We start from the raw sequence: 15,152 nt of genomic DNA, 5'->3' as shown, positions 1-15,152 counted from the left end.
CTCACTGAAGGAACGAACGTGACCCTGATCTATGGCCATCGCGGCGCCAAGGGCGAAGCGCCCGAGAACACCCTGAACAGCTTCCGCCAGTGCCTGTCCCACGGCATCATGCGCTGCGAGCTGGATCTGCACCTGTCGGCCGACAACCAGCTGATGGTGATCCATGACCCTACCCTCAAGCGCACCACCGGCAAGCGCGGCAAGGTGGTCGAGCACCCGGCCGAAGACCTGGTCAAGCTCGACGCACGTCAGGGTGGCCCGGGCTGGGTCCAGCCCTGCCCCATCCCACGCCTGGAAGAGTTGTTCGAGAAATGCCCGTTCGAGCACTGGCAGCTGGAGGTCAAGAGCGCCTCGCGCACCCGCGCAGCCAGCACGGTGCTGGCCATTCGCGAACTGGCCCAGCAGTTTGGCTTGCTGGACAAGGTAACGATCACCTCCAGTTCACGCGAAGTGCTGGGCGCCGCTCAAGAACTGGTGCCGGATGTGCAACGCGGCCTGGTGGCCGAGTACGCCTGGCTCGACCCGCTGAAAGTTGCACAGAACTATGGTTGCCAGATGCTGGCCTTGAACTGGACGCTGTGCACCCCGGAACGCCTGCAAAAAGCGCAAAAGCAGGGCTTGCACGTGTCGGTATGGACGGTCAACGAGCCGGCACTGATGCGCCGGCTCGCTGATTTTGGCGTGGACAGCCTGATTACAGACTTTCCCGGTTTGGCCAGGACCACCCTCGGGCAGGGTTGAATTCGGTCTCTCCGACCGGCTCAGGCCACCGGTCGGAGCCGCTCAAAAAAGCCGGTTCAGACCGTCATAGGCCGCTACCCGATAGGCTTCGGCCATGGTCGGGTAGTTGAAGGTGGTGTTCACGAAGTACTTGAGGTTGTTCAGCTCGCCCGGCTGGTTCATCACCGCCTGGCCGATATGCACGATTTCCGACGCCTGATAGCCGAAGCAGTGCACACCCAGCACCTGCAGCGTCTCGCGGTGGAACAGGATTTTCAGCATGCCCTGGGGCTCACCGGCAATCTGCGCCCGGGCCATGCTCTTGAAGAAGGCCTTGCCCACTTCATAGGGCACCTTGGCCTGGGTCAGTTCCTGCTCGTTCTTGCCGATCGAGCTGATCTCCGGAATGGTGTAGATACCCGTCGGTACATCGTTGACGAAACGCCAGCTGCCGTTGTCGACGATGCTCCCTGCGGCCGAGCGGCCCTGGTCGTGCGCGGCACTGGCCAGGCTTGGCCAGCCAATCACGTCGCCGGCGCCGTAGATGTTCGGCACGCTGGTGCGGTAGGCCTCGTCCACTTCGATCTGGCCGCGGCTGTTGACCTTGATGCCGATGTTCTCAAGCCCCAGCTTGTCGGTGTTGCCGGTACGCCCGTTGCACCAGAGCAAAGCATCGGCCTTGATCTTCTTGCCCGACTTCAGGTGCAGGATGACACCGTTGTCCAGCCCCTCGACCCGCTCATAATCTTCGTTGTGGCGCACGGTGATGTTGTTGTTGCTGAAGTGGTAGCTCAGGGCCTGGGAGATTTCCGAATCCAGGAAGCTGAGCAATTGCCCACGGTTGTCCACCAGTTCGACCAGCACACCCAGGCCGCTGAAGATCGAGGCGTATTCGCACCCGATCACCCCGGCGCCATAGACGATCAGCTTGCGCGGGGTATGGCTCAAGCTGAGGATGGTGTCGCTGTCGTACACACGCGGGTGGTTGAAGTCGATGTCTGCTGGCCGATAGGGGCGCGAACCGGTGGCAATGATGATGTGCTTGGCGTTGAGTTTTTCCACCACACCATTGGGGCAGACCACTTCGACGGTCTGCTCGTCGGCGAAGCTGCCGGTGCCGAAGAACAGATCGACGCGGTTGCGGGCATAGTAGCCCGTACGCGAGGCCACCTGTTTGGCGATGACCTTCTCGGCGCTCTTGAGCACGTCCGGGAAGGAGAACCAACGCGGCTCGCCGATGGCGCGGAACATGGTGTTGGTGTTGAACTGCATGATCTGCCGCACCGAGTGACGCAGTGCCTTGGAGGGGATGGTGCCCAAGTGGGTGCAGTTACCCCCGACTTGGCGGCGGGTGTCGACCATCGCCACCTTGCGCCCTGCTTTGGCGGCGTTCATTGCCGCACCTTCCCCGGCTGGGCCGGAACCCAGCACCACTACGTCGTAGTTGTAGACAGCCATGCGTACTCCTTCAGAACTGGCCCGCAAGCCACGGTCGCTTGCGGCGCACGATCATGCCGCCTGGGCGCCATGAGAAAAAATCGGGTGCAGTCTAATCAAGCGTGAACGGCGCGCACATTAACCCTTGGTCGCGTCGTAGGCCAATTTCGCCCGCACTACATAAACCACCTTCTCCTTGGCGGCAATCATCCTCGTCCCCGCTTTCGATCACCTTTCACTACCTGCTCAGGCGAAAAAACCGCTCAGGCACCTGCCAAACGGCGGTCATTGTCCCTGAAATGTCGCGTTGAGTCACTCGGTGCCCCCTGCGCTCTGCGAGTACAAGCACCCGTGCCCGGCCGCCCAAACGAAAACGGGAACCCGAAGGTTCCCGTGTGTTCAGCGTCTGAACGGCCGATCAGCGTGGAAAGGCAGGTGGGTTGACCCCGGCCATGTCTTCCATCACGCGCACGACCTGGCAGCTGTAGCCGAATTCGTTGTCATACCACACGTACAGCACGACGCGGTTGTCGTTGCAGATGGTGGCTTCGGCGTCTACCACACCGGCGTGGCGCGAGCCCACGAAGTCGGTGGAGACCACTTCCTGGGAGCTGACGTAGTCGATCTGCTTGTGCAGGTCCGAGTGCATGGCCGTCTGGCGCAGGTACTCGTTGATTTCCTCGCGGCTGGTGGCCTTTTCCAGGTTCAGGTTGAGGATGGCCATCGACACGTTCGGCGTCGGCACGCGAATGGCGTTGCCGGTCAACTTGCCCTTGAGCACTGGCAGGGCCTTGGCGGCGGCGGTGGCAGCACCGGTTTCGGTGATGACCATGTTCAGCGGCGCGGCGCGGCCACGGCGGCTGCCCTTGTGGAAGTTGTCGATCAGGTTCTGGTCGTTGGTGAACGAGTGAACGGTTTCGACGTGGCCGTTGACGATGCCGTACTGGTCGTTGACGGCCTTGAGCACCGGCACGATGGCGTTGGTGGTGCAGGAGGCGGCGGAGATGATCTTGTCATCGGCCGTGATCTCGCCATGGTTGATGCCGTGCACGATGTTCTTCAGGGCACCCTTGCCAGGTGCGGTGAGGATCACGCGGCTGGCACCCGGGCACGCCAGGTGCTGGCCCAGGCCGTCGGCATCACGCCATACGCCGGTGTTGTCCACGATCAGCGCGTTGTCGATACCGTACTGGGTGTAGTCGACTTCGCTCGGGTTCTTGGCATAGATGATCTGGATCAGGTTGCCGTTGGCCGTCAGGGTGTTGTTGGCTTCGTCGATGGTGATGGTGCCATCGAACGGCCCGTGCACCGAGTCACGACGCAGCAGGCTGGCACGCTTGACCAGATCGTTCTCGGCGCCTTTGCGCACGACGATGGCACGCAGGCGCAGGCCGTCGCCGCCACCGGTCTTCTCGATCAGGATACGCGCCAGCAGGCGACCGATACGGCCGAAACCATACAGCACGACGTCGGTGCCCTTGCGCGCAGCGGCGTTCTGCTGGCCCACCACGTCGGCCAGCTCCTCACGCACGAACTGCTCGGCGCTGCGGCCGTTGCCTTCGAGCTTGAACTTGTTGGCCAGCTTGCCCAGGTCGACCGAGGCGGCGCCCAGCTTCAGCTCGCTCATGGCCTTGAGCAGGGGGAATGTCTCGTGAACGGACAGTTCGGTTTCGTCGGTCTGGCGATGACGCGCAAAGCGGTGTGCCTTGAGGATCGAGATAACCGAACGGTTGATCAGGCTGCGGCCATAGATCGAGCTCACCACATTGTTGTTGCGGTAGAGCTGACCGATAAGCGGGATCATCGCTTCAGCCAGGGCTTCACGATCGATCCACTCACCAAGACACTGGTCGGGCTTCTGAGTCACGGGAACCTTCCACATGTAGGGACAGAAAAAAGGGGCTACATTATGACGCCCCGATGCGTAACCGGCAATGAGCGCCTGTCGAGGTCACGCACATCGATCATCCTGCCCCATTGGAGCCTGACAGCCGCCAGCGTCACCGGTACAATCGGTCTCTTTGCCGAAACGCTTGGAGTGCAATCTCCCGTGTCAGTTCTGCGCCTACCGCAACTGTCGGCTACCGCCGGCAAACAAACCTGGGGCAACCTGCCCGGTGCCGCCCTCAGCCTTGCCATCGCCGAGGCCGCCAGCAGCGCTGGCCGCTTTACCCTGCTACTGACGGCAGACAGCCAGGCCGCCGACCGCCTGGAGCAGGAACTGAAGTTCTTCGCGCCCGAGTTGCCAGTGCTGCCGTTTCCCGACTGGGAGACCCTGCCCTACGACCTGTTCTCGCCCCACCAGGACATCATCTCCCAGCGCATCGCCAGCCTGTACCGGTTGCCCGAGCTGAGCCACGGCATCCTGGTGGTGCCCATTACCACGGCCTTGCATCGCCTGGCCCCTACCCGCTTCCTGCTAGGCAGCAGCCTGGTGCTGGACGTGGGCCAGACCATCGATGTGGAGCAGATGCGCAGCCGCCTCGAAGCCAGTGGCTACCGCTGCGTCGACACCGTCTATGAGCATGGCGAGTTCGCCGTGCGTGGGGCCTTGATCGACCTGTTCCCGATGGGCAGCAAGCTGCCCTACCGCATCGACCTGTTCGACGACGAAATCGAGACGCTGCGCACGTTCGACCCCGAGACCCAGCGCTCGATCGACAAGGTCGACTCCATTCGCCTGCTGCCGGCTCGCGAATTTCCGATGCAAAAAGAGGAAGTCACTCGGTTCAAGGCACGCTTTCGCGAGCGTTTCGACGTGGATTTTCGCCGCAGCGCGATCTTCCAGGACCTGGCCAGCGGCATCATCCCGTCAGGCATCGAGTACTACCTGCCGCTGTTCTTCGAAGAAACCTCGACCCTGTTCGACTACTTGCCAGCCGATACCCAGGTGTTTTCGCTGCCGGGCGTCGAGCAGGCGGCCGAGCATTTCTGGAACGACGTGCGTGGGCGCTATGAGGACCGCCGGGGCGACCTGAGCCGGCCCTTGCTGCCGCCGGCCGAGCTGTTCATGCCAGTGGAAGACTGTTTCGCACGCCTCAAGCAGTGGCCAAGGGTGGTGGTCAGCCGCGATGACCTGGACCCCGGCGCCGGGCGCCAGCGCTTCGCCGCCCGCGCCCTGCCCGACCTTGCCATCGAAGCCAAGGCCAACCAGCCGCTGGCGGCATTGGCAGGGTTTCTCGACCAGTTCGATGGCCGCGTCTTGTTCACCGCAGAATCGGCCGGGCGCCGCGAAGTGCTGCTCGAGCTGCTCGAACGGCTCAAGCTGCGCCCGAACACGGTCGAAGGCTGGACCGACTTCGTCACCGGCAGCGAACGCCTGAACATCACCATCGCACCGCTCGACGAAGGCCTGCTGCTCGACGACCCGGCCATGGCCCTGATCGCCGAAAGCCCGCTGTTCGGTCAGCGGGTGATGCAGCGCCGCCGCCGCGACAAGCGCGGCGAAACCGCCAACGACGCCGTCATCAAGAACCTGACCGAGCTGCGCGAAGGCGCACCGGTGGTGCACATCGACCATGGCGTAGGCCGCTACCTAGGCCTGGCCACGCTGGAAATCGACGGCCAGGCCGCCGAGTTCCTTACCCTTGAATACGCCGAGGGCGCCAAGCTCTACGTACCGGTTGCCAACCTGCACCTGATCGCCCGCTACACCGGCAGCGATGACGCGCTGGCGCCCCTGCACCGCCTGGGCTCGGAAACCTGGCAGAAAGCCAAGCGCAAGGCTGCCGAACAGGTACGCGATGTCGCCGCCGAGCTGCTCGACATCTATGCCCGCCGAGCAGCGCGCAAGGGTTATGCGTTCGCCGACCCCGCCGCCGACTACGCCACGTTCAGCGCAGGCTTCCCGTTCGAGGAAACCCCCGACCAGCAAGCGGCCATCGAAGCGGTACGCGCCGACATGCTGGCGCCCAAGCCCATGGACCGCCTGGTGTGCGGCGACGTGGGCTTCGGCAAGACCGAGGTGGCCATGCGTGCAGCGTTCATCGCCGTGCACAGCGGTCGCCAGGTGGCTGTGTTGGTGCCCACTACCCTGCTGGCCCAGCAGCATTACAACAGTTTCCGCGACCGATTCGCGGACTGGCCGGTCACCGTCGAGGTGATGAGCCGCTTCAAATCGGCCAAGGAAGTGGCCACCGCCGCGGCCGAGCTGGCCGAGGGCAAGATCGACATCCTGATCGGCACCCACAAGCTGCTCCAGGACGATGTGCGCTTCAAGGACCTGGGCCTGGCCATCATCGACGAAGAGCATCGTTTCGGTGTGCGTCAGAAAGAGCAGCTCAAGGCGCTGCGCAGCGAAGTGGACATCCTCACCCTGACCGCCACGCCCATCCCGCGCACCTTGAACATGGCTGTGGCGGGTATGCGCGATCTGTCGATCATCGCCACGCCACCGGCGCGGCGCCTGTCGGTGCGCACCTTCGTCATGGAACAGAACAACAGCACCGTCAAGGAAGCGCTGCTGCGCGAACTGCTGCGCGGCGGCCAGGTGTACTACCTGCACAACGATGTGAAAACCATCGAGAAATGCGCCGCCGACCTGGCCGAGCTGGTCCCCGAGGCGCGCATCGGCATTGGCCACGGCCAGATGCGCGAGCGCGAGCTGGAACAGGTGATGAGCGACTTCTACCACAAGCGCTTCAACGTGCTGGTGGCCTCGACCATCATCGAAACCGGCATCGACGTGCCCAGCGCCAACACCATCGTCATCGAGCGTGCCGACAAGTTCGGCCTGGCCCAGCTGCATCAACTGCGTGGCCGAGTCGGTCGCAGCCACCACCAGGCCTATGCCTACCTGCTGACGCCAACGCGCCAGAAGGTCAGCGGCGACGCCGAAAAACGCCTCGAAGCCATCGCCAACACTCAAGACCTGGGCGCCGGGTTCGTGCTCGCGACCAACGACCTGGAAATCCGCGGGGCTGGCGAATTGCTCGGGGATGGCCAGAGCGGCCAGATTCAGGCGGTGGGCTTTACCCTGTACATGGAAATGCTCGAGCGCGCCGTCAAGGCGATCCGCAAGGGCACCCAGCCCAACCTGGAGCAACCACTGGGCGGCGGCCCGGAAATCAACCTGCGCCTGCCGGCCCTGATCCCCGAGGACTACCTGCCGGACGTGCATGCGCGGCTGATCCTGTACAAGCGCATCGCCTCGGCAGCCGATGAGGAAGGGCTCAAGGACCTGCAGGTCGAAATGATCGACCGCTTCGGCCTTCTGCCAGAGCCCACCAAGAACCTCATGCGCCTGACGCTGCTCAAGTTGCAGGCGGAGAAACTTGGCATCAAGAAAGTCGACGCCGGCCCCAACGGCGGCAAGCTGGAGTTCGAGGCCGAAACGCCGGTCGATCCTCTGACCCTGATCAAGCTGATCCAGAGCCAGCCCAAGCGCTACAAGTTCGAGGGCGCCACTCAGTTCCGCTTCCTGGTTCCAATGGAACGGCCTGATGAGCGCTTCAACACCCTTGAGGCGCTGTTCGAGCGCCTGACACCAAAGCCTGCCTAAGGAAGATCCATGCGCGCCATTCGCTGTCTGACCCTGCTGCTGGTGGCGTTTGCCCCAGCGGCATTCGCCCAGGGCCCGTACCAGGTCGAAATGATCCTGGTACGGCAGAACAACGTACCCGCGTTCACCAGCCCCTTCGCTCCCGAAGACTGGAGCGCTGGGGCGCCACGGCTGGACAAGAGCGCAGAGCAGCGCCCAGCCCTGGAAGACGAGGCCACGCGCCTGGGCGCCACGGCCGACTACACGGTGCTCATGCATCGGGCCTGGCAACAGCAGGTAGGCGATGGGCCCAGTCGCATCGCATTGGGTGAGGGTGCCGAGCAGTTCGGCCATTTCCCGATCGAGGGCAACCTGAGCATCACCCAGGGCCGCTTCATCCAGGTTGAAGCCAACCTCTGGGTCAACCAGCTCGACAGCAACGGCAGCGTGCTGCAGAGCGAGCAGTTTCGCCAGGCCAACAGCAATGTGAAAGGCGGACAACTGACCTACCTGGACGGCGGCCATCTGGCCATGCTCCTGAAGATCACCCCACCCGGCACACCCAAGATGCCATCGCTGGACATGCTGGAGCAGTAGCCCATGAGCCGCAATGGACCGGATGCCTTCGAGCTGCTGAACGAGTACCCCAACTGGATCGAATGTTTCGACGCAGGCACTCTGAGGCGAGGCGAGGTTTACGCGAGCAAGGGCATGTCCGAGCTGGAGTACCTAAACGGGCAAAGGTTTTCCGCTCTGTGCAAAGGCAGTGCAGGACAAACCTACCGGCAGGACATCGAAGTGAGCGTGCATGCCGGGCGCCTGCTCGTAAAAGGCCGGTGCAGTTGCCCTGTTGCGCGCAACTGCAAGCACTGCGCGGCTGCGCTGCTGCTGATCAGCGACCCCTTCGACACGCCACTGATAGCCAAGCCCACCTCTGCAAAGATGTCAGCCGAGCTTCAACATTGGCTCAGCAATCTCGAACAAGCGCCCGCGCCGGTCGAACCGGGCAAAGACAGGCGCGGGCGCTCGGTCTGCTACAACTTGCGCCTTCAGGACGATGCCAGTTGCTCAGTGGTCGTGCGCAAGGGCGCCGAAACCGAAGACGGCATTCGCTTCAGCCGGGTGCAGTCGGTCTACGACTTCCTGTACGACCGACCGAAGTTCGTGACCGAAGAAGACGCGCGCATCCTGCGTCTGCTCTCCTCGCTCAATCAGGGGGGCGGCCAGGAGCGAGGCTACAGGCTGACCGGGGCCGAAGGCGGTGAGTTGCTCCAGCGCATCATCGACACGGGCCGACTGTACCTGTTCGACACCCAACCGCAACTGGTGCCCGGGCCGGTGCGCCAGGGCGAGTTTCGCTGGGTGCGCCTGGACAATGGTGCGTACCGTGGCTTGTGGTTCACCGGCGGGGATAAAACCAACTGCGTCATCCCGTTGCTTCCGCTGTACTACCTGGACATGGTCACCCATGAGATCGGTATTCTCGAACATGGGCTCAACCCCCACGTTGCAATGCAACTGACCCTCGCACCCGAGGTGCCGGAGCACTTGGTCGTGCCACTCAGCCACAAGCTCAATGCCTTGAGCCATGCCGTGCCGACGCCGACCGAGGTCGAAGAGCAACACGTCGATGACATCCAGCCCAAGGCGCACCTCGCGCTCGGGAGCCTGGAGTTCACCGCCTACATGCCCAAGACCGGCCGCATGCAGCGCCAGATGCAGCATCGCGCCGCGTTGTCGTTCGACTACGACGGCCTGTCGGCCAGCGGTAATACCGACAAGCCGCTCACGCGCCTGGTGGGCAGTGTGAGCCAGCGCATCAGCCGTCAACCCAAGGCTGAGCAAGCCCTGCGCAATGTCCTGCGCGACATGGGGTTCAAGGTCGCGACCCGGCAGAGCAAGGCGCTGCCCGACAGCGCGGGCGAGATGTTCCTGCTCGCCGACGACGAAGCCTGGCTGCAGTTCGTGCGCACAGACCTGCCCCGGCTGCGTGAGGCGGGCTGGCAGGTGGATGTCAACCGCGACTTCGCGTTCGACTTGCAGGAAGTGGAGGACTGGTACGCCACCGTCGATGAAACGCCAGGCCATGAATGGTTCGACCTCGAACTGGGTATCGTCGTCGATGGACAGCGGCACAGCCTGCTGCCCATCGTGCTGCAGCTGTTGCGCAATAGCCCTGAACTGCTGCGTCCCAGCGAACTGGCCAAGCGCAATGACGAGGAGCACCTGCTGATCGATCTCAACCGCGGCCGGATCGACGCCTCCGCCCTGCGCGTGGCACTGCCTTATGGCCGGGTCAAGGCCGTGATGGCGACCTTGGGCGAGCTGTACATGAGCGAACCCGAAGCCGGAACGGCACTGCGCATGAGCCGAGCAGACGCTGCGCGCCTGAACGGGATCGAAGCGCTGCCGCTGCATTGGGAAGGCGGGGAGCATGTGCGCGATTTGGGTCGCCGCCTGCGGGATGCCAGGGATCTGCAGGTCGCCCCACCTGCCGGCTTGCACGCCAGCCTGCGCGGCTACCAGCAGCAAGGGCTCAACTGGCTGCAAGCACTGCGGGAGATGGGCACCGGTGGCATCCTTGGGGATGACATGGGCCTGGGCAAAACCTTGCAAGCCCTTGCCCATGTGCTGCTGGAAAAAGAAGCGGGCCGTTTGACGACGCCAGCACTGGCGGTCATGCCGACCAGCCTGCTACCCAATTGGCTGGACGAGGCGCAGCGTTTTGCACCTGACCTTCGGGTGCTGGCCCTGCACGGGCCAGCACGCAGCAAGCATTTCACCCGTCTGCAGGATTACGACCTCATCCTGACCACCTATGCCCTGGTGCCCCGCGACCTCGCGCATTTGCGTGCGCAGCCATGGCACCTGCTGTTGCTCGACGAGGCGCAGAACATCAAGAGCAGCACAAGCAAGGCCGCCATGGCTGTGTGCCAACTGCAGGCTACCCAGCGCCTGTGCCTGACCGGTACACCGATGGAAAACAACCTCGGCGAGCTGTGGTCGATCTTCCACTTCCTGATGCCCGGCTGGCTGGGTGACCTCAAGCGTTTCAATCAGGACTACCGCACGCCCATTGAGCGCCAGGGCAATACCGAGCGCCTGACCCACCTGATCACGCGCATTCGCCCCTTCCTGCTGCGCCGCACGAAGGAGCAAGTCGCCACCGAACTGCCAGCCAAGACGGAGCTGGTGCACTGGGTCGAACTGAGCGACGCACAGCGTGACACCTACGAGGCCGTGCGGGTGGCGATGGACAAGAAGGTTCGCGACGAGGTAGCCCGTAATGGTGCCGCACGCAGCCAGATCGTCATTCTCGACGCACTGCTCAAGCTGCGCCAGGTGTGTTGCGACCTGCGCCTGGTCAAGGGCGTGGACATCAAGGGCAACCAGAGCGACAAGGGCAAGCTGGGCGCGCTGCTGGAGATGCTCGAAGAGCTGATGAGCGAAGGTCGCCGCGTGCTGCTGTTCTCCCAGTTCACCTCGATGCTGGCGTTGATCGAGCAGGAACTGAAAAAACGCAGCATTCGCTACAGCCTGTTGACCGGTGACACCCGCGACCGTCGCACCCCTGTCCAGCAATTCCAAGCGGGGGATAGCCAGGTCTTTCTGATCAGCCTCAAGGCAGGCGGGGTGGGCTTGAACCTGACAGCAGCCGACACCGTGATTCATTACGACCCGTGGTGGAACCCGGCCAGCGAAAACCAGGCGACCGACCGGGCCTACCGCATCGGCCAGGACAAGCCCGTGTTCGTGTTCAAGCTGATCACCCGGGGCACGGTGGAGGAAAAGATCCAGCTGTTGCAGCAGGAGAAAGCAGCGCTGGCCACCAGCCTGCTTGACGGAGGCAAGGCTGGGCAGTGGCGACTGGGGGACGAGGAAATCGAAGCGTTGTTTGCGCCCTTGCCGGGCAAGCGGGGTCGGTAAAACCTGTCGGGACGCGCACTGGCTGGGTGAACGCGTCCCGACAGCCTGCTTGGCAATAAGCGGCTAGTCGATCAACTGCGCGTCCTTGAGCGCACCCAGCGCCTGCAGCCAACGCGGCTGTTGGCGATAATCGGTGCAGGCCGTGCCTTGACCGCGCATGCTGGCGATCCGAGGCGACGGCGTGACCCGCAGGCGCTGAGCCGCGCCCAGCGCCAATTCGGCTGCAGCCCGGTCGTTGCAAACCAGCCCCATATCACACCCGGCAGTGAACGCAGCTTCGATGCGGCTGGCCGCATCACCCACCACATGAGCACCGGCCATGGACAGGTCGTCGCTGAAGATGACCCCGTCAAAACCCAGCTCGCCGCGCAAAATATCTTGCAGCCACCGGCGGGAAAAGCCTGCCGGGCGGTTGTCGACCTGCGGATAGATCACATGGGCAGGCATCACTGCCGCCAATTGACCGCTCAGCCGGCTGAACGGCACCAGGTCCGCCGCTCGCAGCTGCTCCAGGCTACGCTCGTCAGTGGGTATCGCTACGTGGGAATCAGCTTCTGCCCAGCCATGGCCTGGGAAATGTTTGCCACAGGCCGCCATGCCTGCCGCGTTCATGCCGCGGATGAATGCGCCCGCCAGTTGCGTAGCTCGAAGCGGATCGCCCTCGAAGGCTCGGCTGCCCACCACCGCGCTGCGCTGGTGATCCAAGTCCAGCACCGGGGCGAAGCTCAGGTCCAGGCCAACGGCAAGCACTTCGGTCGCCATCAACCAGCCACATTGTTCGGCCAGGTACTCGGCATTGGCAGTGTCGGCCAGGGCACGCATGGCCGGCAAGCGCACGAACCCCTGGCGCAGACGCTGCACTCGGCCTCCCTCCTGATCGACGGCCAGGATCAGGTCAGGGCGCAGTGCGCGAATGGAGGCGCACAACGCGCGCACCTGCCGCGGGCTTTCGATGTTGCGGGCGAAGATGATCAACCCCGCCACTTCAGGCTGGCGCAACAGCTGCCGGTCTTCGGCGGTCAGCCAGGTGCCGGCGATATCCACCATCAAGGAGCCTTGCAGGCTGACGGTCATGAGAAATCCTTCAATAGAGACAGGGAAAAGCCCGCTTGCGGCTGGCAACAGGCCAAGTTATGCCTTGACGGGAGCTGCACCGTTGGCGGTTTTGCTGCGCGGGCGCAACTGGGCGCTGGCCATGGCCGCGTCGGTGACGCCGGTATCGGCACGCATGCCGGCAGCCAGGAACGGCACCATCAGGCGCATCACCTGCTCGATGGAGGTGTTGATGCCGAAGTCAGTCTCGGCGATGGCCCGCAGCGCCTTGATGCCCGACATGCTGAACGCAGCAGCCCCGAGCATGAAGTGCACACGCCAGAACAATTCGATCGCAGGAATGCGTGGCGCGGCTTCGTTGACGAGCAACATGTAGCGGCGGAAGACCTTGCCGTACATGTCTTCGAGGTAACGGCGCAAATGGCCCTGGCTCTGGCTGAACGCCAAGCCAAGCAGCCGCATGAAGATCGACAGGTCGTTGTTGCTGCGCGGCTGCACAGCAAGGGCTTGCTCGACCAGCATCTCCAGCAATTCTTCAAGGGTAGGCTTGTGCTCGGGGCGGGCCTGACGCCGCTCCAGCTCGCGTTCGAGACTGGCGCAGAAGGGCCCCAGGAAACGAGAGAAGACCGCTTGGATCAGGGCTTTCTTGGAACCGAAGTGGTAGTTCACCGCCGCCAGGTTAACCCCGGCCTTGCTGGTGATCAGCCGCAACGAGGTTTCGGCGAACCCGCGCTCGGCAAACAGCTGCTCGGCAGCATCGAGGATGCGTTCAACGGTTTCCGATTGGGCCATGACTACTCCGAGCACTCCGCCATACAAACAGGTGTTTGAAACATACGTTTCAACCCCACATCTGTCAAGCGCTCGTGACCGGCCGGTCAGTCAAGCCATCGCAAGGTCGTGAAGCGGTGATCTCGAGGTGATCTGCTCCAGTCGGCTTACCTAGAGACTGCCAAAGCTTGCGGCTAGACCAATACTGTATATAATCCCAGTCACTGTACAAAAAGACAGAGCGCTGATCATGTTGAAACTGACGCCACGCCAAGCCGAAATCCTCGCCTTCATCAAGCGCAGCCTCGAGGACAACGGCTTTCCGCCGACCCGTGCCGAGATTGCCCAGGAGCTGGGTTTCAAATCCCCTAATGCCGCCGAGGAGCATCTCAAGGCGCTGGCCCGTAAAGGCGCTATCGAGATGACGCCAGGCGCCTCCCGAGGCATTCGCATTCCCGGCCTCGAAGCCAAGGCCGAGGAGGCCGGGCTCCCGATCATCGGCCGCGTTGCTGCCGGCGCCCCGATCCTTGCCGAGCAACACATCGAGCAATCCTGCAACATCAACCCCGCCTTTTTCCACCCCCAGGCCGACTATCTGTTGCGTGTTCACGGCATGAGCATGAAGAACGTGGGCATCCTCGATGGCGACCTGTTGGCGGTGCATACCTGCCGTGAAGCCCGCAACGGCCAGATCGTCGTGGCGCGCATCGGCGACGAAGTCACCGTCAAGCGCTTCAAGCGCGAAGGCAACAAGGTCTGGCTGCTGGCCGAAAACCCGGAATTCGCCCCTATCGAAGTCAACCTGAAAGATCAGGAACTGGTGATCGAGGGCTTGAGCGTCGGCGTCATTCGCCGCTGAATCAGGAGGCGTCATGCAGCCATTCACCCATACAACCGAGCAAGTCCAGTTGCCGCTGTTCGAAGCATTCCTCGCCCAGCCCGTCCTGCCTGGCCTCAAGGCCAGCGAACTGGCGCGCAAGAGTGACTTGCCCGACCTGTTCAGCGAATTGTCACTGCACGGCGCCCCCAGTCACTGTCATACCTTGCTGGCACCTGTGCTACGTGAACTCAGCGAAGAAGACGAAACGCGCTGGCTGACCCTCATTGCGCCACCGTCGAGCCTGACACAGGCCTGGCTGCGCAGGGCTGGCCTAAACCGCGAGCGCATTCTGCTGCTTCATCCGCGCGGCAACCAGCCTCCCCTTCAGTTGGCGTGTGAAGCCTTACGCCTGGGCCGTAGCCATACCGTGGTCAGCTGGCTGGGGAGCGTCAATGCCAATGCACGTCAGTTGCTGTTGCGTGCAGCAAGCGTGGGTAACGCGCAAAGCCTGAACATTCGTTTCGGCTAACACTGCGGCATTCGTGCTACCAGCCTGACCGCTCCCAGGCCATGCTCATCCTGACGAGTAAAGATCGCCGGGAAAGCGCAACGCCTTTCCGACTGCCCCACATTCATCCGTCTGATACGCTTGCCGCCATCACCGGCCAGGCCGGTGGCAGCGATCACACGACTGCGCGTTTCAGTGCAGAACGCGCGGCCCTTCGTCACGTTCGAGCTCGCCATCCACAAGCCGTCCAGCCATCTGTACCCCCACGCTGAGCATGGCTTTGGCCACCTCGACGTGCTGACCTTGCAGAAATACTTTGGCATCCTCTGAGAAATCCAGGGTTACCAGTGAGCCTTCATCCTCGGCGCGACGCAGTTCGATGCGGCCATCAGGCAACTCGACAATTTCCAGAAAAGACGTAGACATAAAGGGCGGTT

Annotated in this window: 11 protein-coding genes; 6 read left to right on the top strand and 5 right to left on the bottom strand. The window is 63.0% G+C overall.

Going from position 1 to position 15,152, the window contains the following annotated elements; translation table 11 throughout:
- Positions 1 to 18: 18 nt before the first annotated feature.
- Positions 19 to 741, top strand: a complete 723-nt coding sequence (locus NMB38_RS07385) for a glycerophosphodiester phosphodiesterase (RefSeq protein ID WP_027915081.1) — start codon at positions 19 to 21, stop codon at positions 739 to 741.
- 42 nt (positions 742 to 783) lie between these two features.
- Here the strand turns inward: NMB38_RS07385 and sthA are convergent, their stop codons facing one another.
- Positions 784 to 2,178 carry a Si-specific NAD(P)(+) transhydrogenase gene (sthA, locus tag NMB38_RS07380; protein ID WP_023534167.1) on the bottom strand — a complete coding sequence of 465 codons (1,395 nt, stop codon included), beginning with the start codon at positions 2,176 to 2,178 and terminating at the stop codon, positions 784 to 786.
- A 397-nt stretch (positions 2,179 to 2,575) separates the two neighbouring features.
- Positions 2,576 to 4,039: a glyceraldehyde-3-phosphate dehydrogenase gene (locus NMB38_RS07375; protein WP_027915082.1), complete on the bottom strand. Its 1,464-nt coding sequence runs from the start codon at positions 4,037 to 4,039 to the stop codon at positions 2,576 to 2,578.
- A 168-nt stretch (positions 4,040 to 4,207) separates the two neighbouring features.
- Between NMB38_RS07375 and mfd the strand changes: the two genes are divergently transcribed.
- Genes mfd through NMB38_RS07360 form a run of 3 tightly spaced genes read left to right on the top strand, consistent with a single transcriptional unit; the run spans position 4,208 to position 11,563 of the window.
- Positions 4,208 to 7,657: a transcription-repair coupling factor gene (gene mfd, locus NMB38_RS07370; protein WP_027915083.1), complete on the top strand. Its 3,450-nt coding sequence runs from the start codon at positions 4,208 to 4,210 to the stop codon at positions 7,655 to 7,657.
- Positions 7,658 to 7,666: 9 nt separating this feature from the next.
- Positions 7,667 to 8,233: a peptidoglycan binding protein CsiV gene (locus NMB38_RS07365; RefSeq protein WP_027915084.1), complete on the top strand. Its 567-nt coding sequence runs from the start codon at positions 7,667 to 7,669 to the stop codon at positions 8,231 to 8,233.
- 3 nt (positions 8,234 to 8,236) lie between these two features.
- On the top strand, positions 8,237 to 11,563 hold the full coding sequence (locus NMB38_RS07360; RefSeq protein WP_254287170.1) for a DEAD/DEAH box helicase: 3,327 nt from the start codon (positions 8,237 to 8,239) through the stop codon (positions 11,561 to 11,563).
- A 63-nt stretch (positions 11,564 to 11,626) separates the two neighbouring features.
- Here NMB38_RS07360 and nagZ read toward each other — a convergent pair whose 3' ends face one another.
- Together nagZ and NMB38_RS07350 are read right to left on the bottom strand one after the other, a co-directional pair.
- Entirely contained in the window at positions 11,627 to 12,625 is a 999-nt protein-coding gene (nagZ, locus tag NMB38_RS07355; RefSeq protein WP_177438167.1) for a beta-N-acetylhexosaminidase, read from the bottom strand.
- 69 nt (positions 12,626 to 12,694) lie between these two features.
- The gene (locus tag NMB38_RS07350; protein ID WP_028687362.1) at positions 12,695 to 13,408 is read right to left on the bottom strand and encodes a TetR/AcrR family transcriptional regulator; all 714 of its coding nucleotides are present in this window, start codon (positions 13,406 to 13,408) and stop codon (positions 12,695 to 12,697) included.
- A gap of 229 nt (positions 13,409 to 13,637) precedes the next feature.
- Here NMB38_RS07350 and lexA point away from each other — a divergent pair, with 229 nt between their 5' ends.
- Entirely contained in the window at positions 13,638 to 14,246 is a 609-nt protein-coding gene (gene lexA, locus NMB38_RS07345; protein WP_023534260.1) for a transcriptional repressor LexA, read from the top strand.
- A gap of 13 nt (positions 14,247 to 14,259) precedes the next feature.
- Positions 14,260 to 14,736, top strand: coding sequence for an SOS-induced cell division inhibitor SulA (gene sulA / locus NMB38_RS07340; RefSeq protein ID WP_023534256.1), 477 nt, complete (start codon positions 14,260 to 14,262; stop codon positions 14,734 to 14,736).
- A gap of 171 nt (positions 14,737 to 14,907) precedes the next feature.
- On the opposite strand, the gene NMB38_RS07335 is transcribed toward sulA, so the two are convergent.
- Entirely contained in the window at positions 14,908 to 15,141 is a 234-nt protein-coding gene (locus tag NMB38_RS07335; protein WP_023534164.1) for a hypothetical protein, read from the bottom strand.
- Positions 15,142 to 15,152 lie beyond the last annotated feature (11 nt).

The sequence above is a fragment of the Pseudomonas sp. FBCC-B35 genome (assembly GCF_059133755.1).
This window is presented reverse-complemented; position numbering and strand designations above follow the sequence as displayed.